General features: G+C 33.4%; 1 protein-coding gene and 1 pseudogene. One reads left to right on the top strand and one right to left on the bottom strand.

The features are described 5' to 3' along the window. Positions 1 to 111: 111 nt before the first annotated feature. A complete protein-coding gene (locus BHE89_RS17275) occupies positions 112 to 699 on the bottom strand; it encodes a 1-acyl-sn-glycerol-3-phosphate acyltransferase (protein ID WP_171742529.1) in 588 nt (195 codons plus the stop codon). 237 nt (positions 700 to 936) lie between these two features. Here BHE89_RS17275 and BHE89_RS27515 point away from each other — a divergent pair. Beyond that, positions 937 to 1,376 (top strand): annotated as a pseudogene (locus BHE89_RS27515) (GNAT family N-acetyltransferase); the annotation flags it as partial.

Genomic DNA, 1,376 nt, shown 5'->3' with positions numbered 1-1,376 from the left:
TTTGATAATCAATAAAGGATTTGGCATAAGATTCACCTTCTTTATTTTTATTAAAAGCATAAGCAGATGCTCTCTCAAAAAATATCAATATTGGGGCAATTAACAGAAATTTTATTTAGTGATGTGGAAATTTCCGTATGAATATTTTTTTTCCCATTCTCTGATTGATAAATTATCTTTTTGTGAGTTTATAGAAATATTTTCACCAATATAAACTTCCACTTTTGAACTGAATTTATCAGGAGCGATATAAAACAATCCCATAGGAACGATATCAAAAATGACGCCCTCACTGAGCAATGTTCTGATTATTCTTGCGGCACCTCGTTGATAAGGCAATGGCTGGAAACCCCACTCACTACTGCCTTCTGGGAATAATAGGAGATCTCCACCCGCCTTTATATGTGCAATTGCAGCATCTGAAGGACTTGAAAATACATTTGCATTTATACCTAAACGCTGTCTATCCTTTTTCCTGACCACGGGAATACCCGTAAAAAAACTTCTCATCAAAGGGCTATTTAACAATTGAATTGAAGCTAAAGCTTGAGTGTTAGGAAAGGCTTTTAATGCAATGTAACCATCAAAAGCACTGTTACGATGGCTGCATAGAATTAACTTAGGATGTGTATTTTCAGCTTGAGATCTATTATGGTAAATAAGTGAAACTTTTAGAAAAATAGATTTCTCTAATTGCACAAGAGATAAATTGATAATAAAAAGGAAGTGGAGAACCAGCAACAAAAGGGGCGTTTTTTTTTTATTGGTGAAGATAGTGCTGAATTAGGCATGAGATTTCCTTATATTATTCCTTCTTCAAAAACATATCACGCGCTTAAAAAAAAGTAACACTAAAAAAGTTAAAATTTAAAAACATCAGTAGAATAAAATAATTACACTAATTTGAGGCTCTTAATTCTAATGAATAAGATGAAAATGAGTATGATTCAACTTAGACTCGCTGAACCACAGGAAGCCAAAAGGTTGTGGTATTTACGAAATCAAGCACTGCGATTTGGTTGTGAGAATGTTTATTCATCAGAAGTTTTAGCCGCATGGACGCCTGATGAAATGCCTGAAGGATATCGACGGGCTATTATTGACAATCCGTTTTATGTAATTGATTATCAAGAATATAATATTCCTATTGCCTCGGGTTTTTTAGATGTTAAAACGGGTTTTGCTGAAGCGATTTTTTACTTTACCTGAATATATGGGGGAAAGGATTTGCAGGACTCATTTTAAAAACAGCTAAAAACATGAAGCAATGAAGAGAGGGCAATCCAAGTTATTTTTTAGATGCAACACCTAATGCAGTGTTATTTTATTTAAAGCAGGGATTTAAAGCATTAGAAGAACGTGATTATTATTCTGAT

Source organism: Shigella sp. FC1967 (genome assembly GCF_001743005.1).
Taxonomy (GTDB): Bacteria; Pseudomonadota; Gammaproteobacteria; order Enterobacterales; family Enterobacteriaceae; genus Proteus.
Note: the sequence above shows the minus strand (reverse complement) of the source record. Positions and strands in the feature narration are given on the sequence as shown.